Here is a 23,911-nt window from a genome sequence, read left to right as displayed (position 1 = left end):
AACAGTAACAACGAGAAAGCATTATGACAGCGAAAGTGATGGCCTTTGGCGAGGCCTTAATCGATTTTTTATCTAACGGTGCCGTCGCCCCAGGTGAAACCGAAACCTTTACCAAATTCCCTGGTGGGGCTCCTGCCAATGTTGCCGTTGCGGTAGCCCGTTTAGGGGGTGACAGCCATTTCGCTGGCCAAGTAGGAGATGATGCCTTCGGCCACTTCCTCAAGTCCTCTCTAGAGGGCTACGGTGTTAAGACCGATAGCATGTTACTTACTAAAGCGGCGAAAACGGCTCTGGCTTTTGTCAGCCTCGATCAAACCGGCGAGCGCAGCTTCGAGTTCTACCGTAACCCGTCTGCCGATATGTTGTTTCGTCGGGAAGATTTTCAGTCTGAATGGTTCTATGCCCCACAGGGCGTGTTTCACACCTGTTCTAATACGCTGACCGATGAGCACATCGCTGGGGCGACCCAAATGGGGATTGCTATGGCGAAACAGGCCAGCTGGATCGTCAGTGTGGATGTGAATTTGCGCATTAATTTGTGGCCGGATCATAAAGTTAATGTCGAGCGCGTAATTGACTGGATGCAGTCAGCGGATGTGGTCAAAGCCAGCCTAGAAGAGCTGTCGGTATTAAGTGCGGATCCGTTGGCATTGATACAGGAGTCTTTGGCGGAGGGGGTATCCTTATTTATCCTGACCGATGGAGGTAATCCGGTGCGCTTCTTTACTACGGCTGGCGAAGGCCAAGTGGTTGCACCTAAGGTCGAAGTAAAAGACACCACCGCTGCTGGTGATGCCTTTGTCGGTGGTTTGCTGTACCAATTGGCAGAGCAAGGGGGTACCCGAGCTGCCCTAGAGCAGTTTGAGCAACACGAGCTGGAGCAGATTATTCGCTTTGCCGTGGCCTGTGGCGCTGACTCGGTGACTAAGCTGGGTGCCTACCCTTCATTGCCCACGCTAGAAGATGCCCAGCGACGCCTAGCTAGCTTTAGTTGAGTTGCTCCTTAGTACTTGAAGCACTATTCAATTAAGTCATAAGAAACGCCATTCTTAAAACGATTAAGAATGGCGTTTTCTTTTCTTCTTAAGCTGATTGCAATTTTTACAGATGACTCATGAGCTGCTAGCGCTTTTTCGACAAATTCCTGAATTGTGCAAATTTTGACTAAATGCTGTCTATTTTTGCTCTATTCTTATACCTAACTCCCTGAAATTACGATCAAAAATTATCTTCATCGTTATTTTCCCTGCAATTCTCTTATTAGTAGTACGAAATTTGTACTAGAATATTTTTTAAATTAAGAAAAATTTAAGGGCTAGACATCCTTGATTAGGTCTAATTGTTTGACAATAATTTAATTCCTTCTTAATCCTTAAAGAAGAAAATTTAACCAGTTTTAATTCCTGACTGATAATAACAATAACGGGCGATCGATACGAAAGCCGGTAAGGAGTAATCATGAAAAAGTCTCTTCTGTCAGCCGCAATCGCACTGACCCTTTCTGCTAACTATGCAGTAGCTGATAACCATGGTGGCTTGATGTTTGAGCCGGGCAAAGATGCCCGTTTCCACTGGGCCAGCTACGAAGCTCTCAAATCTTCTAATCTAAAAGGCCAGACGATTTCAGTATTCGGTCCTTGGATGGGTTCAGAGAAAGAACACTTCGAAAACGTGATCAAGTACTTCGAGAAAGCAACTGGCGCGAAAGTAGAATACGCAGGTTCTGATTCCTTCGAGCAGCAGATCGTGATCGATGCTCAGGCCGGTAGTGCCCCCAACATTGCTATTTTCCCACAGCCTGGTTTGGCTGCTGACTTAGCGTCTAAAGGCTTCTTGGCGCCGCTAGACGACAAAGTAGAAGCCGCGATCAAAAGTGACTATGCCGCAGGCCAGTCATGGGTAGATTTGGCGACTTTCGATAACCAAAACGGTCAAAAAGACTTATACGGTGTGTTTTATCGCGCTGACCTTAAGTCCCTCGTTTGGTATTCGCCAGAAAACTTTGAAGACGCTGGCTACGAAGTGCCACAAACCATGGAGCAGCTCAAGGCACTAACCCAACAGATCGTTGCTGACGGTGGTACACCCTGGTGTATCGGTTTAGGTTCTGGGGCGGCGACAGGTTGGCCAGCGACGGATTGGGTTGAGGACATGATGCTGCGTCTATACCCAGCTTCAGTCTACGATCAGTGGGTATCCAACGAGGTGAAGTTTAATGACCCTAAAGTGGTTGCTGCCATCGAAGAGTTTGGTTGGTTCTCACGTAATGATGCATACGTAGATGGTGGTGCAGCAGCGGTTGCTGCGACGGACTTCCGTGACAGTCCAAAAGGATTGTTTGCGTCTCCACCAAAATGTTACATGCACCGTCAGGCTTCCTTCATCCCTGCCTTCTTCCCAGATGGTGTGGAAGTGGGTCTAGATGCGGATTTCTTCTACTTCCCATCTTACGAGTCGAAAGACTTGGGTAACCCAGTATTGGGTGCAGGTACATTGGCAACCATTACTAATGACTCGAAAGGTGCTCGTGCCTTCATCGACTTCTTGCGTTCACCGATTGCCCACGAGTTGTGGATGGCGCAAACCGGTTTCTTGTCTGCTCACGCACAAGTGAACCCAGAGCTTTACGTCACTGAAACAGCGCGTAAACAAGGTGAAATCCTACGTTACGCGACTACCTTCCGCTTCGATGGCTCGGACCTAATGCCAGGTAAGATCGGTGCAGGTTCATTCTGGACTGGCATGGTGGATTACTCCGGTGGTAAGTCAGCTCAGGAAGTGGGTGATAGCATTCAGAAAACTTGGGATGCATTGAAATAACCCCCGTTGTGATCGGGCAGTCGAGCCTGACTGCCCTTAGCTATCTGTGTTTACCCGCCGTTCGCGGCGGGCTCTCCTTGATGGTACTTAGTACTGCAAATAACTTTTTATAGGTGGAAAGACGATGGGACAGCTCGCTTCAGCGTTAGTCACCATGATCCTTGGCGTGTTAGCCTGTGCAGCCTACTTCTATGGCTCCAATGCTTTGTTGGATTGGCTATTTCCAGGTAAGAATCGCCCTGCGGAGCAAATCGCCCGTAACCTACGTATCGCCAATCGTATTCGCCCCTGGCTGTTTGTTGGGCCGGCGGTATTGGTGTTGACCTTCTATTTATTTTACCCGGTGATCGACTCTTTCATCTTGTCGTTCCATGGTCGTACCGGTGAAGAATTCGTTGGCCTAGCCAACTACCAGTGGCTATTTGGGAGCGACGAGTTTTATGAGTCCTTCCGCAACAACATGTTGTGGTTAATTGTGGTGCCAACCGCAGCGACTTTCTTTGGCTTAGTGATCGCTTCCATGACCGACCGTATTTGGTGGGGCAATATCGCCAAGAGTCTCATCTTTATGCCGATGGCCATCTCTTTTATCGGTGCGTCGGTTATCTGGAAGTTTATCTATGACTACCGTAGTGGTGATGATCCACAAATTGGTTTGCTAAATGCGCTGGTGGTGTTCTTCGGCGGTGAGCCACAGGCGTGGATCACGATTCCTTTTTGGAACAACTTCTTCTTGATGGTTATTTTGGTTTGGATTCAAACTGGCTTCGCCATGGTGATTCTATCCGCTGCGTTGCGTGGTATCCCAGATGAAACCATCGAAGCCGCTGTGCTAGATGGTGCCAATGGCGTGCAAATCTTCTTCAAAATTATGGTGCCGCAGATTTGGGGTACGATTGCGGTGGTATGGACCACGATTACCATCTTGGTACTCAAGGTATTCGATATCGTGTTAGCCATGACCAATGGCCAATGGGGTACGCAAGTACTTGCTAATCAAATGTTTGACTGGATGTTCCGCGGCGGCGGTGACTTTGGCCGCGGTGCAGTAATCGCCATCGTGATCATGGTGTTGGTCGTGCCGATCATGGTGTGGAACATCAAACGCGCTAATGCAGAAATGGAGGGTCGCTAATCATGGTGACATCAAAGAAAGGCTCAGCATTAACGCTGGTGATGCACGCCTCGGTGCTGTTTTTAGTGATTCTATGGACGATTCCGACAGCAGGTTTGTTTATCTCTTCGATTCGCGACAAAGACCAGTTGTCGGTCTCAGGTTGGTGGACGGCACTGGCGACCTCTGAACAACGTTTGGTAGAGCGGGCGTTGGACCCAACTCACCAGCAATTCGAGGATGGTCGCTGGGTGATTAAGGGAAATTTACTCCCTGAGAGCGATGGTGAAATTGTGCGCTTTGGGGTGAGCTCGCTGGAGCCAGAAGCCTATGCTGTGGGTGAGCTAGTAGATCGCAAAGACAAACAAATTCAAGTGTTTGCCAACGGTGACTACACCATCAGTTCTGACCAGGAAATGAGCGGTCGTCGCGGTGATCGTATCTTCTTTACGGCCGAGATTCCGCCGCGTTTTACGCTAGATAACTATCGGGAAGTATTAAGTTCTGAGGGATTAGGGCAGTCCTTCATCAACTCGCTAACGGTGACCATTCCGGCGACCATTATTCCGATCTTGATTGCTGCCTTTGCCGCCTATGCTTTGGCATGGATGAAGTTCCCTGGTCGAGCACTTTTGATCGCTGGCGTAGTAGGCTTGTTGGTTGTGCCTCTACAAATGTCGTTGATCCCGCTATTGAAAACCTACAACTTGGTGGGTGAGTTCTTCGGGGTGGGATCAAAAACCTATGTGGGGATTTGGTTGGCTCACACGGGCTTTGGTTTGCCATTGGCGGTGTATTTACTGCGTAACTATATCGCCGGTTTACCGGGGGAAATTATCGAGTCTGCCCGTGTGGATGGTGCTTCGGATTTCGATATTTTCCGCAAAATTATTCTGCCATTGTCGTTCCCAGCGTTGGCTTCCTTTGCCATCTTCCAATTCTTGTGGGTGTGGAATGACTTATTGGTGGCCATGGTGTTCTTGGGTAATAACGAGGAACACCTAGTACTGACCGGGCGCTTGCGGGAATTGCTAGGCTCGCGGGGTGGCAACTGGGAAATCCTAACCGCATCGGCGTTTATTACCATCATAGTGCCCTTGTGTGTGTTCTTTGGCTTGCAGCGTTACTTGGTGCGTGGCTTGTTAGCCGGTTCCGTGAAATAACCTTCAGCAGCATAACAATAGGGGAGCAAGGTATGCTCCCCAGAGAAAAGATTGAGGCGACAACATGGCAGATTTAAAGCTAACGAATGTAAAAAAAGTCTACGCAAACCAAGTAGAGGTAATGCGAGACATTAACTTGGATATTAAAAAGGGCGAATTTATCGTCTTCGTCGGGCCGTCTGGCTGTGGTAAATCCACTTTGCTGCGTATGATTTCTGGTCTAGAAGAAATCTCTGGCGGTACTTTGGAAATTGATGGGCAAGTGGTGAATGACATCCCACCTTCCCTACGTGGCATTGCCATGGTGTTCCAAAGCTATGCCCTGTACCCGCATATGACGGTGTACGACAACATGGCATTTAGCTTGCAGATTGCCAAAGTAGAAAAAGGGGAAATCGATAAGCAAGTGCGCCGTGCGGCAGAAATGCTGCAATTGACTCCTTATCTAGATCGTTTGCCGAAGGCCCTATCCGGTGGTCAGCGTCAGCGGGTAGCCATTGGTCGCGCCATTGTACGTCGTCCGAAAGTGTTTCTGTTCGACGAGCCATTATCGAACTTGGATGCGGCGTTGCGGGTGGCAACTCGTATGGAGATCGCCAACCTAAAAGAAAGTATGCCGGATTCCACTATGATCTATGTAACCCACGATCAGGTGGAAGCCATGACCTTGGCAGACCGAATTGTATTGCTGTCTGCCGGTAACATTGAACAAGTAGGCTCGCCATTAGAATTATACGAACGTCCGCAAAATGTCTTTGTGGCGAAATTTATCGGCTCACCGGCTATGAATATTCTGCCTTGTACCATTTTGGCACCGGGAGCGCAGACACGCATTGCTCTTGCCAATGGACATCAGGTCAGTGTCCCTATTGATGTGCCAGCGGCAGATCAGGGCAAAGCTGGCTTCTTTGGGGTACGTCCAGAGCATTTGTTATTGGCTCAGGCAGAGGATGAAGTCCTATTGGAAGGCGAAGTGTCTTTTGTGGAATCCCTAGGAGAAGCAACCTTGCTGTATGTGCAAGTTCCAGGCGTTGAGGACATGGTGATCGCCAAACAAACCGGCACCTTGGCTATTCACAAAGGGGAGCATGTACGCCTTTGTGCCCAGCCAGAAAAATTACATCTATTTAATGAACAAGAGCACGCTTACCGTCAGTAAGGTGCGCCCCATTATTTACCTACTGGTCTACCGGTAGGCGTTGAGAGAACTTTGGAGAATGGTGATGAGTACCAATCTAAACTGGTGGAAGGGTGGCATTATTTATCAAATCTACCCACGCAGCTTCATGGATGCGAATGGTGATGGCATTGGTGATCTAGCTGGTATCACCAGCAAATTGGATTATGTGGCTTCCCTTGGAGTCGATGCGATCTGGTTATCGCCTATCTTTACGTCACCTATGAAAGACTTCGGCTACGATGTGTCGGATTACTGTGATGTCGATCCTATGTTCGGCACCTTAGCAGACTTTAAAGCCCTGACCGACCGTGCCCATGAATTAGGCTTAAAGGTGATGATTGATCAGGTGATCAGCCATACTTCTGATCAGCATCCTTGGTTTGAAGAAAGCCGTCAGGATAAAACCAACCCGAAAGCCGATTGGTACGTGTGGGCGGATCCGAAACCAGACGGTTCACCACCAAACAACTGGTTGTCGATTTTCGGCGGTAGTGCTTGGAAATGGGATAGTCGCCGTTTGCAGTACTATTTGCACAACTTCTTGGAGTCTCAGCCGGATTTAAACTTCCACAATGCAGAAGTGCGTCAAGCCAATTTGGATAACATGCGTTTCTGGCTCGACCTTGGTGTGGATGGTTTCCGTTTGGATACGGTGAACTTCTATTTCCATAGCCAAGGCTTGGAAGACAACCCACCGGTACCACCTGGTGAGCCGAAGACCATGGGCGCACCCCATGATAACCCCTACACTTATCAGCGCCATGTGTACGATTTAAGCCGTCCTGAAAACTTAGACTTCCTCAAAGATTTGCGTAAGTTGATGGATGAGTACCCAGGTACGACCACCGTGGGCGAAATCGGCGATGACTTCCCCTTACAGCGTATGGCGGAGTACACCTCCGGTGGTGATAAGCTGCATATGGCTTATACCTTCGACTTACTCAATAAGCCCCATTCACCAGAGTACATTCGTAATGTATTACAGAATATGAATGATATCGTCGGTGATGGCTGGCCTTGCTGGGCGTTGTCGAACCACGACGTAGTGCGTTCTCGCACCCGTTGGGGCGAAGGGGAAGACCCAATTGCTTACCCGTTAATCGCGACGGCACTGATTTTGTCATTGCGTGGTAGCGTGTGTTTGTATCAAGGGGAAGAGCTAGGCTTGCCGGAAGCGGATGTACCATTCGAGCGTATTCAAGACCCTTACGGTATTCCCCTTTGGCCAGTATTTAAAGGTCGCGATGGCTGCCGTACCCCCATGGTGTGGCACAACGGCGAGCAAGGGGGTTTTTCTGCCATTGAGCCTTGGCTACCAGTAGATAGTCGTCATTTGGCGCTAAGTGTGGCGGAACAAGAAGCCAACCCAGAAGCGCTATTGCATAAAATGCGTCGCCTGATTGGCTGGCGTCAGCAGCAGCCAACCTTGGTAAACGGAGACCTATCCTTAGTCGATGTGGGTAACGCAGAATTAGTTGCCTATGTGCGGGAGTATCAGGGTGAGCGTATCCTGGTGGTATTGAATATGACCGGCACTGAGTTACAAGGTCAGGTATCTTTGCCTGTGGCAGAAGTACTTGAAGGCCACGGATTTAGCTGTACATTAGCGGATTCCGTACTCACCTTACCGGCGTATCAGGCGTGTTTTGCTAAATTGGCTTAAACACCATAGATAGCGCTAGTTGAGTCATATTCGCGGGCAGTGCTTCGGCGGGATGCTGAAGGGCTGCCATGCTTTTGTAGAAGAAGATTGCGTATGACCAAACAGATCAAAAAACTCACTTTAAAAGATGTGGCAGAACGGTTGCAGGTGTCCACGGCGACTATTTCCAATGCCTTTAACCGCCCCGACCAGCTTTCTGCCACCTTGCGTGAGAACATTCTCAAGGAATGTGAGGCCATTGGTTACTACGGTCCGAATGCCGCTGCCCGTAGTTTACGTACCGGGCGTACCGGCATCGTTGGCATTGTCTTGTCGGATGAGCTCAGCTATTCCCTGAGTGATCCGGTGGCCAACCAATTTCTTAAAGGCATGGCAGAAGTGTTGGAGCAAAATGACTATAACATGCTGCTCCTTTCCCCCCATGATGCCGACCAAAACGTGCAAGTACGTATGCAGTCCTCCATGGTGGATGGCTTTATCGTTTACGGTCATAAACCCCAACAATGTCGTAACCGTAATGCCCCTTGGTTAGATCCACATCGCAATGTCATCATTGTCGATAGTGCGATTTCTGGCGCGCCAGCAGTTAACGTGGAAAACCGCAAAGGGGCTTATATTATCGCTAAGCACGCGCTAGCCCATCAGCCAGAAAGCGTGGCGATTCTTGGCCTAGCGCTGCTGGAAACCGATCGAGTATGTCGTATTCGTGATGATGAGCTGTTTGATGCGGCGGCCTCAATTTCCATTCAGCGTTTAGAAGGCTATCGACAGGCTCTGGAGGAATCCAATATGAGCGTACCGCCGGAGCGTATTTGGAATATTCCCCACAACAACCATAAGCTTGCCTATCAAGCGGCACGGGAAGCGTTGACTATGGCGGAACGCCCCCAATTGCTGCTGTGCATGAGTGATCGTATCGCTATTGCTGCGGCACAGGCCGCCTTACATATGGGCATCGCCGTACCCGAAGAATTGCAAGTAGTGGGCTTTGATGGTATTCCTGAAAGTGAAACCTTTCATCCGTCCATCACCACTATTTACCAGCAAACGGTCGCCAAAGGTCGTGTCGCAGCACAGATGTTTCTGGGGCTACGTACCCCAGAAGATGTGGAATTGGAAACGGAGCTGGTGATTCGTGAAAGCTGTCCTATAGCCAATAATCGCTAATGGGTGCTTGCGGATCTAAATGGTAGGCCACCTGAGCTTGGAATAACTCCGCGCAAGCAATCGCATCCATTAGGGCATGGTGGGCGCGGTAGCGTGGCAAACTGTAGCGCAAACGACTGGCTTCTAACCGCACCGAGGTACGCCGTCCAAACCGTTGCCACCAAGGTCGATAAAACTTTTGTTGCTCGATATCCATGGTGTCAATCATGGGGAAGTAAGTCGGAGAGCCAAATACTCGCTCACTGGCTCTGGCGAGAAACAGCCGCTCGATATGGTGAAAATGGGCGACCACGACTTTGCCTGCTAACAAGGGCAAAAGCTCGTCCATTACTGTATGTAGTGGTGGCGCTTTAGCCAAATCAGAGTGGGTGATCTCGTGAATCGCAACGGATTCCGACGAGAGATGACTTTTCGGCTTGGTTAACCAGTAGCGACTACTATTCAGTTGAATCCCCGATAGCGTGAAATCTACCAGCCCAACACTGACAATATCGTCGTTATCAAAATCGAGCCCGGTGGTCTCTATATCAAGCGCTACCAAAGGGCACTCAGCTAGCGGTGTATCCGCCGCTGGGCCTTCCGTCGGTAACCAAGGCTTTGGTTGCTCGCTACGATTAAGATACTGAAACTTCTCTGTATTACTAAACCAAGCCATCAATTACCCTTACCTGGGTAGCGGTATTTAAGGAAGTCCTGTTGCCGCGCCACGATGACAAAGGCATCACGTAAATGTCGCCGTTCGAACTCCGACAAGCTCTCCGGATCAACCTTGTTGTCTGGCTCTTCGCCCGCCGCCAATTGCTCCGCCTGATGGCGGATGCGCACCATGCCGATCATCTCTAAGGCGAGAATCAGATCACGGGCCCGACCTTTCGGCAGAATCTCAGCGGCTTCAATATCCGCCAAGCGTTCAAAGGAATTCAATTTGCTAGAACCCAATCCTAAAGAATGCACTCGCACCAGATCGATAATGGGGGCGATCCCTCGGCTTTTTAGGTTGAAGGTGCGCATTTGCTTACCTTCGCCATCGAGCACGAATTGGCGGAAGAAACCCAAAGGAGGGGTGCGTTTATTGGCATTTCGAGCTAAAGCAGATAGGAAGCCCTTTTGCTGCTGGGCCTGGCGACAAATATAGCCGTGTAGCTGCTTCGCTAACGTTAGGTCCCCGTAAATGCCGCGGATATCGAAGAAAATCGATACATGTAGCAGGGCTTCGGCGCGGGGTTCATTCATCCATTGATTGAAGAGGGCTTGCCACTCTTTTAGGGTTAAACGCCATTTTGGCGTCATTGCCATAAATTCGCCGGTACAAAGTGGGTAGCCACACTCGTCTAGGCCTTTGCAAACAAACTCCGACAATTTGGCGAAATACTCACCATGCTTGGCCTTGTCATAGCTATTGTGCAGGATGAGGGCGTTATCTTGGTCAGTATTAATGGTTTGTTCTTCCCGGGCTTGGGAGCCAAGTGCCAGAAAGCAATAGGGGATGGGTGCTGGCCCCAATTCCTGTTCTGCTAATTCCAGCAGGCGTCGAGTAAAGGCCACACCAATATGGGACATGGCATTGCCGATCATTTGCGTATTGGCATCAGCGCTCACTAGTTGGACGAAGGCTTGGGGTACCCGCTTGCTGATACGCTGCAACCCCGCCACATCATATTGCTTGTGGATATCACTGATCAGGAACACCGAGCTATTGCTTTCCCGTTGTACCAAATCGCCAGTACTGAGTACCCCTGCCACTTGCCCGTCACGTAGTACCGGTAGGTGGTGAATATTGGCCGACATCATTTTCAGCACTGCTTCGGAGGCATAATCTCCTGCATCAATGGTGATAGGATCAGGTGTCATAATGGTATGAACCGGATGGTGATAATCCAGCCCTTTCGCTACTACACGGTTGCGTAAATCCCGATCGGTCAACACGCCGACTAACTTGTCATCAGCGGTAATGAGCAAAGAAGAAACTCGCTCCTGGGACATAATATTGGCGGCAGTAAGAATATCTACATGCTGTTCTGCCGTAATCGGAGGGCGACGTAATAAGGTGTGAATCGGACAAGTCATCAGTGACAAATCCGATGCTTGGCTAGCCATGGCCGCTTTCAGGCGCGCTTCTCGGGATAGTTCAAAGAAGTCGGAAAAGGCATCCACTTCATTGTAGTAATGCAAGAACCAGCGGGACGGTATGCAATACACCAAGGTGTCTTCCACCGCCATCATGGACAAGGTAGAGCGCCCACCCCGTAGCAGTGAGGAGTAGCCGAACACTTCCCCTTCCTGCATCCGATGGGACAATTTACCATCCTTATTGCGGGATTCTACCGCGCCACTACGAATGAAGAATAGAGCGGTGTTGCGCTCATCCGGCGCAATCACCACCTGCCCCTTGCGCAGATACTGAATCTCAATATCGCGCACCATATCATTGAGTTGGGAGTCTTCCTGTAAATAGGAAAACGGCTCATATTCACATAAGGTATCGCGTATTTCGATCAGTTCCGTGTCCATAATGATGACCTCTAAAAACTAGGAAAGACGATGGCGGCTATCCCTAACAATACAAATAAAATACAGGCAGCAAGACGAGTTTTGTCAGGGTTAATGCGTTCCATCAGCCATTGTCCGGCATAAACGACGGGAACATTGGCCAGCAGCATACCGATGGTGGAGCCCAAGGTCACCGCAGTGATCGCTTGATACTTCGCCCCCAAGATCACAGTCGCGATTTGGGTTTTGTCACCGATTTCTGCCATAAAGAATAGGATAAAGGTAGCAATGAATGCGCCGGATTTCATTACGCTATTGTCATCGCTATCGTCTTTATCCGGGATAAGAATCCATAAACCGACGGCAATAAAACTTGCTCCAATCAGCCAATGAATCCAAGTAGGGGGGAGCCAATCGGCCACCCAGGCACCGAGCCAAGCAGAGGCTAAATGGTTGGCGATAGTGGCAAGTAAAATACCGAGCACGATTTGGCCTTTGGCGGCGAAACGAGCCGCAAGAAACAAGGCCAACAACTGGGTTTTATCGCCCATTTCGGCAAGTGCAACAGTGGAGATTGACGTTAAGATGGCTTCCATCAGCAGTTCCTTCGGTGGGCGATCAACAAAAGACAACATGCCCGTGCCCACCAGAGACAGGATGTTGTCTTAAGTCTCATCAATCCCAGCGCGGTGCGCGTGGACTCCTCTACCATGGGCATGGGGCCCAATTATGTTGACAGAGGATCACCAAGATAGGGCTTACGCCACAAGGTGAAGATTACTCCCTTAAGAGTGGGTGTGATGGTAATACACAACGGGTCACGCGACAACAAAAGCAGCCGCAAATGGCCACTTTTGTGTCGCGTTTACCGGATTAGCGGACGAATTTCAGATCCGACTGCAAGCCTTTCCAGAGACTGATACACATGACCAGCATCAGCAGAGTGAACGGCAAGCCGATGGTAATCGCAGCGGCTTGAATCGCGGTTAAGGCTTCAGCGCCCCCACCGATGAGCAAGGCCACGGCAATAATACCTTCTAACACGGCCCAAAATACCCGTTGCGCCATTGGCGCGTCGGTTTTGCCACCGGCGGTAATGCCATCGATGACCAAGGAGCCAGAGTCAGACGAGGTGACAAAGAACACTAATACCAACACAATGCCAACAAATGAAATTAACGAGGTCAGCGGTAACTGCTCAAACATCTGGAACATCGCCAAAGAAGCGTCGCTGATACCATTTGCTAAGGCACCCACACCGTTTTCAACCTGCTCGATTGCAGAGCCACCGAAGATCGCCATCCATACCAAGGATACGAGAGTTGGCACCAATAGCACCGCGATAATAAATTCACGCACTGTACGACCACGGGAGACGCGGGCGATAAACATACCGACAAATGGCGACCAAGAAATCCACCAAGCCCAGTAGAATACCGTCCAGCCATGGTAGAAGGTTTGGTCTTCTCGACCGACCCAATTACTTAGAGGAATAATGTTTTCCACATAGCCGAGGAAGAAGGTTCCAATGGCACCAAAGATAGCGCCCGTGTGACCGACAACGAGAATAAAGACCGCAAGCAACGCCGCTATCAACATATTGATATTGGAAAGCAGTTTCACCCCACCATCTAAGCCTCGCGCTACTGAAAAAATAGCGACACCAGTAACTACCGCAATGACGATAATTTGAGTCATTAAGGTATTGGGAATCCCAAACAGAAAATGCAGGCCGGAAGTGGCTTGCTGGGCACCAAAGCCGAGGGACGTTGCCAGACCGAAAATGGTCGCAATCACAGCGAGAATATCGACAAAATGACCTAAGACGCCCCATACGCGCTCACCGAATAGAGGGTAAAACGCCGAGCGTATGGTCAATGGCAGCCCTTTGTTGTAAGCGAAGAAGGCCAAAGCTAGGGCCACGACACCGTAAATCGCCCAAGGATGTAAGCCCCAGTGGAACATGGTAGCGCCCATGGCGAGTTTCTCCGCCGCTGGGGTGTTGGCCTCCACATTGAGTGGCGTGCCGTACCAGCCCGTGTAGTAAGCAACCGGCTCTGCCACACTCCAGAACATCAAGCCGATACCCATACCGGCAGCAAACAACATGGCGAACCAAGTGATGGTGGAGTGTTCTGGCTTAGCTTCGGTGCCGCCAAGGCGAATCTTACCCATTGGCAAAAAGATCAGTGCCAGACAAAACAACACGAAGAAGTTACCGGCAATCATAAAGAACCAGTCGAAGTTGTTGATTGACCAGCCTCGGGCAGACATCAACAGGTCTTTGGCATCACCAGGGAAAGCGATGGAACCGATAACAAAAGCGAAGATAATTGCCGCGCTAATACCGAATACAAGGTTGTGTACATCTAGACCAAGAAACTGGACATTGTCTTGCCCAGCTTGATAGGAGGTGCTGTATTCGTCACGGCCCTTGTGCGGGGTGTTTGCACTCATTTGCGTTCTCCATAAACAATCGAAGTGACGCAATTGGAATAAATACAGGAGTGCAGCAAGCGGCACTGTCGGCGTATTGTGATTTATTCCAATTGCAGTTGAAATAGGGTGACTTATGGTCACCAATCAAAATACGTAACAGCGCCCGCAGCGCCATCTAAATGGCGGTAGAAATTCGCGAGATGAAACGAAAACTAACTCTGAGTTAACGCCAGAGTCCGTAAAATATTGACAGAAATAGGGTTTCAGGTCAAAAAAAGTTTCAAGTCTAACTAATTTTCTGGCAGGAACAGTTCCAATAACTCGTTTAAAAACAGTTTGCCTTTAGGGGTAGTTTGCACAATGTGTTGTTGCCAAGCGTCCAGCTCTAACCAACCTTGTGCCAGTGCTTGTTCGCAGCCGGCGAGTAAGACCGGAGCGTATTGAGGCTCGGCATAGCGCAAGTATTCCTGTAGTGGAAAAGCTTCGAACAGGCGCAGGCGATTCATCATAAATTCCAACGGTAGATCTTCAGTAGCAATCGCTTCGGTCGTTGCCAAAGATGCTGGGATGGCATTCAGATAATGGTTCGGATGGCGGGTCTTACGGGTACGTAGAATACGACCATCGCCAAGGGTTACTTTTCCATGTGCTCCGGCACCGATGCCCAAATAGTCACCAAAGCGCCAGTAATTGAGATTATGTTGGGCCTGATAGCCAACTTTGGCGTTGGCAGAAATTTCATATTGGTGATAACCGTTTGCTTCCAGCAGGGCAAGGCCTTCATCCTGAATATCCCACAGGGTATTGTCTTCCGGTAAGGTCGGCGGGCGGCGGTAGAACTCGGTATTGGGCTCAATGGTTAACTGATACCAAGACAAATGTTCCGGTGCTAAATCAATGGCTTGCTGCAAATCTGCCAATGCCATAGCCAAGCTTTGTCCCGGTAGTCCATGCATCAAATCAATATTGATATTATCGAAACCAGCTAAGCGAGACTTTTCCACAGCCCCAATGGCTTCTGCCGGGTTGTGGATTCTTCCTAGGGTTTTCAACAGGTTAGCCTGATAACTTTGGGTGCCGATGGAAAGGCGATTGATGCCCGCTTGACGAAAGTGGCGAAACTTCTCTTGTTCAAAGGTACCAGGGTTCGCTTCCATGGTGATTTCAGCGTTATCGACCCAGGTGAGTTTTTCTCTTAACGCATCCATCAGGCGATAGTAAAAGTCAGCGCTCATCAGACTGGGGGTGCCGCCACCGATAAAAGCGGTTTGAATTGCTCGACCTTGTACATATGGCAGGTCACAGTCTAAATCCGCGAAAAGTTGCGTGAGATAAGCATCTTCTGGCAGCTCGCCGGCTTCATGAAAACGGTCTGCTTGGTGGGAGTTGAAGTCACAATAGGGACACTTACGTACACACCAAGGCAGATGAATATAAAGACTTAGGGGAGGGAGGGCAGCACTCATGGAATGATATGCTGCTCACGGAAAAGTGCGATTAACTGCTGTAACGCCTTGGCCCGGTGGCTGAGTTGGTTTTTAATTTCTTTTGGCAAACTGGCTGCGCTGCAATCGGTTTCTGGCACATAGAAAATCGGGTCATAGCCAAAACCTTCGTTACCGGCTGCATCCTCTAAGATACGACCTTCCCACACGCCGTGGGCTATGATGGGTGTTGGATCGCTGGCATGACGCACATAAGCCAACACGCAATGGAAACGAGCAGTACGCTCATGGCTGGGTACTCCAGCGAGCTTTTCAAGCAGTAGGGCATTGTTAGCCCCGTTATTGCCATGTTCCCCAGCAAAGCGGGCCGAGTAAATTCCCGGCGCGCCATTGAGATAATCCACTGCGATACCGGAATCATCGGCGATAGCGGGCAAATCAGTATGGCTACTGGCGTGGCGCGCTTTGAGAATGGCGTTTTCAATAAAGCTCAGGCCAGTTTCGTCGGCGTCGCTTACCTGCCAATCCCCTTGGGGTTTGATAACCAAACCGTAGTCGGCAAATAGTTGGTTAAACTCGTTAATTTTGCCGGCATTATTGCTGGCAAGCACAATTGTTTGGCTCATAAGTCTGGCTTAGTCTGTGTATACGTGACGTTGAAATTCTACTTGCATGGGGGTGGCATCAGCATTGAGCTTGGCGGAGACCGAGAATTTTAGAATTTCATCGTTAGTTTTGGTGAACGGGGCAATGTAGTAAATCGCGTTCCCTTCTTCGATAGTGGTAAATTCCAGTTTTACCCGTTGCCCAATCAGATTGGTCACTGTCGCCGTGACGATAGCTGCTTGGGGCGCCGGTGTTTCACCTGCTACGTCTTTGGTAACCGCAACGTTCAATAACCCAGTACCTTTGCTGCGTACAAAACCATATTGGCTAGCTATGTTGGGCTGAAGAAAGGTCGACTCAAAGGTATTGTAATGGAGTTGATACTGACCAAAACGAGTGACTTGCTCACTGGCTTGGGTTACGCCAGCCAAAAGACTCACAACAATAAGAAAAAGACGCATCATAAACACCTCGCAAATTATCGGGTAACGTGAAATACGGCGGTTTCACTCAGCAAATTCGGCATAAGGCGAGTCCACCAGTGATCCTGCAATTTACCATCCACTGCCGCCCACTTAACGATTTTAATACCTTTAGCATGACATAAATCGCGGAAGTCATCGAAGGTACAAAAGTGAATATTGGGGGTGTCGTACCAGTTATACGGTAGGAACTCAGAAACAGGCATACGCCCATGTAAACCAAGATGCATACGGTTACGCCAATGGCCGAAGTTCGGGAAAGTAATAATGGCTTCTTTGCCTACCCGTAACATTTCATCCAGTAGCAGGTCAGGCCGGCGGAATTGCTGTAACGCATGGGCCATAACTACCAGATCAAAGCTTTGATCATCAAAATTATGTAGACCTTGGTCCAAGTCTTGTTCAAGTACCGGAACGCCTTTCTCCACGCAGCCCTGAATGCCTGCGGCATCAATTTCTAAACCGTAGCCAGTCACTTGTTTGTGGCGCATCAAATGATCTAACAAGGCTCCATCACCACAGCCTAAATCCAATACTTTAATATTGGCTTGAATCCAGCGATTGATAAATTCCAAGTCACTACGCATGGCTATTCTCCTGAGTTACTGGGCTCACCCGTTGTAAGAAACCACGTAGCGCATCCATGTATCTTGGGATGGGGAAAAGAAAGGCATCATGTCCTTCCACCGCTTCAATTTTGGCGTAAGACACCCGTTTCCCTGCTTTAACTAGCGCATTGACGATTTCTTCACTACGTTGAGGAGAAAAACGCCAGTCGGTGGTAAAGGAAACCAGTAAGAAATCACATTGGGCCGGAGCCAGCGCCTTGGCCAAATCATGGTCATGGTCAGCCGCTGGATCGAAGTAGTCTAGGGCTTTGGTCATCAACATATAAGTATTGGCATCGAAGCGTTTGGTGAAGGCTTCCCCTTGATAGCGCAGGTAACTTTCTACTTCAAATTCAATATCATAGTGGTACTGAAATTGGTCATGGCGCATCTGGCGACCAAATTTATTGCCCATGGAGTCGTCGGACAAGTAGGTAATATGCCCAAGCATGCGTGCCAAGCCCAAGCCATTGGTCGGGATGGTGTCATGATCCATATAATCCCCGTCGAAGAAATCTGGGTCACGGCGAATGGACTGACGTGCGACTTCATTAAAGGCGATATTTTGGGTCGATAGTTTGGGAGCAGAGGCAATAATTGCCGCAGCCCGTAACCGTTGTGGGTAACGAATACTCCAAGACAATACCTGCATACCGCCTAAACTGCCGCCGATAATAGCGGCGAACTGCTGTACACCGAGGCGGTCCGCTAGGCGCGCTTGACTTTCAACCCAATCTTCCACCGTAACCATGGGGAATTTCGCCCCCCATACTTTGCCCGTTGCTGGGTTGATACTGGTTGGACCGGTACTGCCGCAACAACCACCTAAGTTATTTAAACTAATAACAAAAAAGTGATTGGTGTCGATCGGTTTACCGGGGCCAATCGCGCTATCCCACCAACCCGGTTTACGGTCAGCCATGGTGTGGTAGCCAGCGGCATGATGATCGCCACTCAACGCATGACAGATGAGAACAGCGTTACTGGCGTCCCGATTGAGCTGCCCGTAGGTCTCGTAAACCAGTTGGTAATTTGCCAGTGTTTGGCCGCAGGCGAGCGCGAGAGGCTCGTTAAATTCAGCAACCTGTGGGGTAACAAGACCCACGGAATCAACAGGTATGGTGTCCGGCATAGTGAAACTGTGTCCTAAGAAATCAGGTGACCCCAAGTGTGCGGGAAGGCCGTTTAAGGTGCTTATCAAAATGAAACGACAGTCTAGCGCCTGACCGCATGGGCTTCAAGTAAGCAAACGCCCTTTCACCTAGCGGTGAAAGGGCGTATTCGGTGTCTTGAAAGCGCTGACTTTATAGACGGAAAATGCGGGTTTTATCCGCTAAGCTATCGGTCATATTGTGAATGGACTGGGCTTTATCCACGATCACTTCAATGGAGTGAGTATCTTCACTCAACTGGTGGGCAATACGTTCCATTTCCGTGCTCATTTGTACCGCAGTGGCTGCCACATCCTGAATGGCTCCTGCCATGGAGTTGGCGGCGCTGGAACTGGTTTGCGCATTATGTTCTATGGTGCGCATGGCTTCTTCCGCTTGACCACCATTTTCTTCAATCAGATGCAAACGCTGCTGACCCTGCTGCATCGTTGCTATGGCATTCTGGGTGGAATTTTGAATGGTGCTGACAATCTCCGTAATGCGGGAAGTGGCATCCACGGTTTTTTCGGCTAAGGAGCGCACTTCATCGGCGACCACGGAGAAGCCACGACCTGCTTCACCGGCACGGGCGGCTTCGATGGCGGCGTTCAGAGCCAATAGATTGGTTTGATTGGCCAAATCGTTGATCATGCCGATTACATTGTCGATGTCGGCAGAAAGGGTACCAAGCTCGTCTAGCTGTTGGCTGGTGCGATTCACGGCTTCGACTGTGCCACTGAGGTTCTCTAATACCGCGCGAATCGTGCCGGCACCGGCCTTAGCAGAGTTGTAGGTTTCGCTAGAATGTTGCTGTAATTCTGCCGTAGTGGCAGACAAGGTCGTGATGCGGCTGGAAATATCATCGGTGGCAACCGCCAACGAATTGGTACGGGAACTCACCGAGCGGTTGTTAGTGGCAATACTACCAATTGCACCGTTAAGTTCATCCACCATAGTGGAGACATGGGTGGAAGTTGATACCACATCGTGTAATACCCCATGTAAGCCGCTGGTCATGGCGTTAAGGGATTTGCCCAAGGCGTCGAACTCGTCATTACGTCGTTCATTTACATGGGCTTTGGCGGTCATATCCCCATCTTTAACTTTCGTTAAATCGGCGATAACTTGGGAAAGAGTATGACGTGCACTGCGTCCGACACTGATCATCAAGATCGCCGCAATGACAGTCACCGCAATGCTCACGATAATAAGTGAAGCGTAAGCCTGTTGGGTTTGCTGTTCCGCGGCAGCTTGGGCGGCCAGAATATCTTGCTCAAGCAGATTGCTCAGTTGTGTCTGTTGTTCATCAAAGCTCGCCTTGGCGACACCATATTGTTGCTCGGCCAGTTCCAGTAGGGCAAAGGCTTCAGGGTAAGCTTGGATTTTTTCTAGGTATGCCGTAGCTGACTGACCAATGGTGTCATTGAAACCAAAGTTGTCGACTCGCACCATAAAACGTTCATAGCTGGCCATCAGTGGCGCTAAGTTTTCTTCCGTGGGCTGTTGTAGATAATTCGCCTCTTCTTTGCGCACATTGACAAATTCCCGGCGTAATAAGGTCAGGGTTTCTACCGCAGCGCTCAGTTCATTCCCGAGCCGGGTGATATCCCCTTGTAGACCAAATTCGCTGGTGAAGCCAACGGTATGGCGCTGTTCGGTGAGAAAAATCAGCGCACCGATATATTCAGCCAGAGCGGTGCTCACATGCTCCACGGCCGCTTGTAGATTTGCCTGTGGAATGCTGGCTCCGTTTTCATCTAAGCGACTAATAAAACGGTCACGATCTTGGGCTAATTGGGTTAAATAGGCGGTAAAACCCTCTTCATTAAGATTACGTAGGGTATCGGCGTATTCCAGCACACCGATGCTGACCTGCTCGGTAGTCGATTGCAGATTGGCATAGTTACGTAGTAACCGGGAGGCGTCCTGTTGCGCATTCATACTATTGATGGCAACCACGGTGACTAGAGCAAAACCGAAAATAGCGCAAAGTAGTAAACTCATGAGCTTTGCGCGAAAGGTGAAATTCCCCAGCATAAAAACCTCGAATAAAAGGACAAAAAAGGGTGTATCCAAAATCCACACTAGATGAACACAGTCTGCAATTAGCGCGCCAGCTAAATAATTGTAAAAGCACCATATTTGTGACCTAAGTGGTCATAAGTTGAACTGATATGGTGCTCGTGGTGGTGTTTTTGCCCTTTTCTGGGGCGCTTATGGCTGGCGTTGGTAGAGGCTATAAGTCAATTGTCCTGCCCGCTTTTCTTTGCGGCACAGCCAACTTGCTGGCAGTGGGGGTAATTCCGCTTCACTTTCACGTTCAAGATAGATATAAGCATTATCGTTTAGCCAAGCGTCGTTAAGCAGAGGCAAGACCTGATTCAGCCAGTCATGACGAAACGGCGGGTCCAAGAACACGACATCGAACTTGGATGCTGGCGCAGATTGTAAAAAGGTGACCGCGCTGGTGTGATGGACCTCGGCATGGTTCGCACCTAACGTGGTTAAGTTGGCTTTAATTTGTTTTGCCACTATGGGGCTGGCATCAACAAAACTGCACCAAGCCGCTTCCCTTGATAAGGCTTCAAGACCGAGCGCTCCTGAGCCACAGAACAGGTCAAGACAGCGAGCGCCGGGAATTTCAAAATTCAACCAGTTAAATAGGGTTTCCCTGACTCGATCTGGAGTCGGGCGTAACCCTTCCAACAAAGGTACGGGCAACTGTCGTGAGCGCCATTGTCCGCCAATGATACGTAACTTTGAGGCCCCTGAGGCAGACTTGGTATTGCCCGTTTTAGCAGAACGTTTTGTCATTGAAAAACCTGTACCTGTTGCAGTGAGTCTAAAGTTACCAATTGAGTAATATGCCGCTGATAAGTTGCTTGATCCAATGAGGTTAGGGCACTCACTAATTCATTGGCAATTGCCTCGTAACCCGTCAGACGACTTAATTCTAACATGCTTGTTCCCCACCATGCGGGGTCTTGACTATGTTGCTCTAGGCTCAATTGCAGTTGTTCTTTGAGACGGTTAAACGCATCCCTATCCGTGAGGCTGGGTAATTTATCCTTATCGATCCAACGTTGATATAGGGTTGGATCATATTCTTGTCCGGCAGGAATCAAGACCCGCCATTGAATAGTAGGAGCTACCGGCGCTAACACGAGTTGCCAAGTGGCAATGTCGGCTTGCAGCGTTAGTTTCTGCTGTTGCAGAGCGTCTGCTATCCAGATTTGCAATGCTAACCATTGTTCAGGTGTGGTCAGTGGCGGCAGCATAATGGCGCCGAGGGACTGCTGCCAGTGTCCTGTACCGAGTTCCACCGTACTTGCAGACAGCGGCGATTTGGATTGTGTCGTTGTTTCTAATATGGGGGCGACAACAAAAGCTTGGACGAGTGCTTGGGCGATCTGCTCCTTTCGCTCTGCCGGAACCGCACCGGCAATGACTATTCGTTCGAGGCTATGACACAGCTGTGATAGTGCTTGTTGCAAGTCGTCCACGGAAATAACTGGAATAGATGGGGAGGAGCCTAGCAAGAGTTCTAATTGTTGGGCGGCAGTATCTTGTGGTCGCTGTTGTTGCCATTGGCTTAGGGAGCGAGGTTTGATTTGTGCCTGTTGCCACCAAGTGGTCAGAGTTTTCATGGCGCCATTAAAGTAGTCCTCACGGCTACTAACCGTAATGGTAAACCGTTGCCGTTCATTATTGTGTTGGCTAGTCACCTTGGTGGCGACAGCGGTGAGGCGCTGGTTGAGGGTGGCGGTACTCAATGGCAAGCTATCTTTTAACAACAGAGCTAATAGAGCTTCAGTGACTAAACCTTGGTCTGGCGCGTTAAATTCAAGGCTGATGACCATTTTGTCGCCTTCTTGCCAATCGGCATGTTCTAGCCAAATCAGGTTGACGCCTGACTCGGTTTGCCAGCGCGACAGCTCAGGAATCAGCAGCCGAGGTGTCGGTGCCGTCATATTTAAGAGCCAAATTGCCAAGGTAGAAGCGACCATGATCACCGCCAATACGGGGCGGCTAAAAAGGGGGCGGTCTGTTTTTAACATAGTAAGTCCTGACTAAGTGGGCGTAGTCGCAGAATTTTTCGGCAATATCGGGGCTTCTTGCCCCTTAGAATGATGCTAAAATCATCACCTTTGACACGTCTGCGTGCTCTAATACATGGTGTTTTGGGCACATCTGTCCCCGTTTTCGTATAACCAAGAGACATTTTGATGGAACTTGTAAATCAGTTTATTACTTATCTAACACCGTATTTCGGTGATTATGCGCGTTTCGCTCCGATTGCCATCGGTGTCATTCTAGCAATCCTTGCTTTTGCGATTAAGCGTAAAGTGATCAAAAGCATGGATAATGATATCCGTAATGGCAAACCAACGTCTGCACCCAAGGTGGCGGAGGCTCCTACAGCCTCAGACGAGCAAACTGATGCAGAAACTCGGGTTGAGCCGTCTGCTGTTGCTAAGGTCAATTCGTCTGCAGAGACTCAAACTGTCGCTGCCGTACCATCGGAGCCAGTGGAAGAAAGCAAGCCGCAAGCTCAGCCTACCGCGGAAAGTCCATCCCCAGCACAAACGGTTCAAGAATCACCACGCCAAGAACCAGTCGCACCAGCGAAACCGACGTTATCTTGGTCACAGCGAATTAAAGCTGGCTTGTCCCGCACTCGCAGTGGTCTAGGCGATGGTTTGTCCAGTTTGTTACTGGGTAGTAAAAAAGTCGATGATGATCTGTTGGAAGAACTAGAAACCCAGCTGTTAATGGCCGATGTAGGGATGGATGCGACCCAGGCTTTGGTTACAGGCATTACCGATAAGCTGGGGCGTAAGGAGCTAAAAGACAGCAATGCGGTAATGGCTTCTCTTAAAGCGGATATGCGCGCTATTTTAGTAGATTCAGAACAACCACTATCCCTTGAGAAATCCGACGGCCCATTCGTAATCCTTATGGTGGGTGTCAATGGTGTGGGTAAAACCACCACCATTGGTAAGTTAGCGAAAAAATACCAAGCGGAAGGCAAAAGCGTCTTGTTAGCGGCAGGAGATACCTTCCGAGCAGCCGCAGTTGAACAGCTTCAGGTTTGGGGTGAACGCAATCAGGTGCCAGTGATTGCGCAACACACAGGGGCGGATTCGGCGTCCGTTATCTATGATGCGATCGAGTCGGCCAAGGCACGTGGCATTGATGTCGTTATCGCGGATACCGCTGGACGCTTGCAGAATAAAACCAATCTTATGAATGAGTTGGAAAAAGTCGTGCGAGTAATGAAAAAGCTCGATGTGACTGCCCCCCATGAGGTGATGTTGGTGTTGGATGCCGGTACTGGGCAGAACGCTTTATCTCAGGCTAAGCTGTTTACCGAAGCGGTTGGTGTCAGTGGTATCACCCTAACCAAACTGGATGGTACGGCCAAAGGCGGGATCATTTTTGCCATCGCAAAACAGTTTGGTTTGCCGATTCGTTATATCGGTGTAGGGGAGCAAGCGGAAGACTTACGTCCCTTCAATGCACAGGAATTTGTTGACGCCTTGTTCGATAGTGAGTAACAGTTGATATCAGCGTCGGCACGCT

General features: G+C 49.6%; 20 protein-coding genes. 8 read left to right on the top strand and 12 right to left on the bottom strand.

The window, feature by feature from the left end; genetic code table 11:
- Nucleotides 1-23: 23 nt before the first annotated feature.
- The 7 genes from FJM67_RS06220 (at nt 24) to FJM67_RS06190 (ending at nt 9,107) form a co-directional block, all read left to right on the top strand.
- Nucleotides 24-995, top strand: a complete 972-nt coding sequence (locus FJM67_RS06220) for a carbohydrate kinase family protein (protein ID WP_140587927.1) — start codon at nt 24-26, stop codon at nt 993-995.
- 463 nt (nt 996-1,458) lie between these two features.
- Nucleotides 1,459-2,820, top strand: a complete 1,362-nt coding sequence (locus FJM67_RS06215) for an ABC transporter substrate-binding protein (RefSeq protein WP_140587925.1) — start codon at nt 1,459-1,461, stop codon at nt 2,818-2,820.
- 124 nt (nt 2,821-2,944) lie between these two features.
- Complete coding sequence (locus tag FJM67_RS06210) at nt 2,945-3,955, top strand: carbohydrate ABC transporter permease (RefSeq protein WP_140587924.1); 1,011 nt, start codon at nt 2,945-2,947, stop codon at nt 3,953-3,955.
- A 2-nt stretch (nt 3,956-3,957) separates the two neighbouring features.
- A complete protein-coding gene (locus FJM67_RS06205; protein WP_140587922.1) occupies nt 3,958-5,097 on the top strand; it encodes a carbohydrate ABC transporter permease in 1,140 nt (379 codons plus the stop codon).
- Between the two features lie 64 nt (nt 5,098-5,161).
- A complete protein-coding gene (locus FJM67_RS06200) occupies nt 5,162-6,256 on the top strand; it encodes an ABC transporter ATP-binding protein (RefSeq protein ID WP_140587920.1) in 1,095 nt (364 codons plus the stop codon).
- Between the two features lie 64 nt (nt 6,257-6,320).
- Complete coding sequence (locus FJM67_RS06195; protein WP_140587918.1) at nt 6,321-7,940, top strand: alpha-glucosidase family protein; 1,620 nt, start codon at nt 6,321-6,323, stop codon at nt 7,938-7,940.
- Between the two features lie 93 nt (nt 7,941-8,033).
- Nucleotides 8,034-9,107 (top strand): LacI family DNA-binding transcriptional regulator, encoded by a 1,074-nt coding sequence (locus tag FJM67_RS06190; protein ID WP_140587916.1) that lies wholly within the window; start codon nt 8,034-8,036, stop codon nt 9,105-9,107.
- Here FJM67_RS06190 and FJM67_RS06185 read toward each other — a convergent pair.
- The 12 genes from FJM67_RS06185 to FJM67_RS06130 form a co-directional block, all read right to left on the bottom strand.
- Nucleotides 9,088-9,762 carry a 3'-5' exonuclease gene (locus tag FJM67_RS06185; protein WP_140587914.1) on the bottom strand — a complete coding sequence of 225 codons (675 nt, stop codon included), beginning with the start codon at nt 9,760-9,762 and terminating at the stop codon, nt 9,088-9,090. The genes FJM67_RS06190 and FJM67_RS06185 overlap by 20 nt on opposite strands.
- Nucleotides 9,762-11,618: a DUF294 nucleotidyltransferase-like domain-containing protein gene (locus FJM67_RS06180; protein WP_140587912.1), complete on the bottom strand. Its 1,857-nt coding sequence runs from the start codon at nt 11,616-11,618 to the stop codon at nt 9,762-9,764. Before FJM67_RS06180 ends, FJM67_RS06185 begins: the two co-directional genes overlap by 1 nt.
- 11 nt (nt 11,619-11,629) lie before the next feature.
- Entirely contained in the window at nt 11,630-12,232 is a 603-nt protein-coding gene (locus tag FJM67_RS06175) for a TMEM165/GDT1 family protein (RefSeq protein ID WP_456237910.1), read from the bottom strand.
- A 238-nt stretch (nt 12,233-12,470) separates the two neighbouring features.
- Nucleotides 12,471-14,054 carry a BCCT family transporter gene (locus tag FJM67_RS06170; protein ID WP_140587910.1) on the bottom strand — a complete coding sequence of 528 codons (1,584 nt, stop codon included), beginning with the start codon at nt 14,052-14,054 and terminating at the stop codon, nt 12,471-12,473.
- Between the two features lie 272 nt (nt 14,055-14,326).
- Nucleotides 14,327-15,502: a radical SAM family heme chaperone HemW gene (gene hemW, locus FJM67_RS06165; protein ID WP_140587908.1), complete on the bottom strand. Its 1,176-nt coding sequence runs from the start codon at nt 15,500-15,502 to the stop codon at nt 14,327-14,329.
- The gene (gene rdgB, locus FJM67_RS06160) at nt 15,499-16,107 is read right to left on the bottom strand and encodes an RdgB/HAM1 family non-canonical purine NTP pyrophosphatase (protein ID WP_140587906.1); all 609 of its coding nucleotides are present in this window, start codon (nt 16,105-16,107) and stop codon (nt 15,499-15,501) included. The genes hemW and rdgB overlap by 4 nt, the downstream gene beginning before the upstream one ends.
- A 9-nt stretch (nt 16,108-16,116) precedes the next feature.
- Nucleotides 16,117-16,551 (bottom strand): DUF4426 domain-containing protein, encoded by a 435-nt coding sequence (locus FJM67_RS06155; protein WP_140587903.1) that lies wholly within the window; start codon nt 16,549-16,551, stop codon nt 16,117-16,119.
- Between the two features lie 14 nt (nt 16,552-16,565).
- Nucleotides 16,566-17,156 carry a methionine biosynthesis protein MetW gene (gene metW, locus FJM67_RS06150; RefSeq protein ID WP_140587901.1) on the bottom strand — a complete coding sequence of 197 codons (591 nt, stop codon included), beginning with the start codon at nt 17,154-17,156 and terminating at the stop codon, nt 16,566-16,568.
- Nucleotides 17,149-18,309 (bottom strand): homoserine O-succinyltransferase MetX, encoded by a 1,161-nt coding sequence (metX, locus tag FJM67_RS06145; protein ID WP_140587899.1) that lies wholly within the window; start codon nt 18,307-18,309, stop codon nt 17,149-17,151. The genes metW and metX overlap by 8 nt, the downstream gene beginning before the upstream one ends.
- A gap of 172 nt (nt 18,310-18,481) precedes the next feature.
- Entirely contained in the window at nt 18,482-20,332 is a 1,851-nt protein-coding gene (locus FJM67_RS06140; RefSeq protein ID WP_235889998.1) for a methyl-accepting chemotaxis protein, read from the bottom strand.
- 210 nt (nt 20,333-20,542) lie between these two features.
- Nucleotides 20,543-21,142 (bottom strand): 16S rRNA (guanine(966)-N(2))-methyltransferase RsmD, encoded by a 600-nt coding sequence (gene rsmD, locus FJM67_RS06135; RefSeq protein ID WP_140587895.1) that lies wholly within the window; start codon nt 21,140-21,142, stop codon nt 20,543-20,545.
- Nucleotides 21,139-22,386: a hypothetical protein gene (locus tag FJM67_RS06130; RefSeq protein WP_140587893.1), complete on the bottom strand. Its 1,248-nt coding sequence runs from the start codon at nt 22,384-22,386 to the stop codon at nt 21,139-21,141. The genes rsmD and FJM67_RS06130 overlap by 4 nt, the downstream gene beginning before the upstream one ends.
- A 168-nt stretch (nt 22,387-22,554) precedes the next feature.
- On the opposite strand from FJM67_RS06130, the gene ftsY reads away from it, so the two are divergent.
- Nucleotides 22,555-23,886 carry a signal recognition particle-docking protein FtsY gene (gene ftsY / locus FJM67_RS06125; RefSeq protein ID WP_140587892.1) on the top strand — a complete coding sequence of 444 codons (1,332 nt, stop codon included), beginning with the start codon at nt 22,555-22,557 and terminating at the stop codon, nt 23,884-23,886.
- Nucleotides 23,887-23,911: the final 25 nt, after the last annotated feature.

Source organism: Maribrevibacterium harenarium, assembly GCF_006385675.1.
Lineage (GTDB): Bacteria > Pseudomonadota > Gammaproteobacteria > Pseudomonadales > Marinomonadaceae > Marinomonas > Marinomonas harenarium.
The sequence above is the reverse complement of the archived record's forward strand: the minus strand, read 5'-3'. Positions and strand labels throughout refer to the sequence as shown.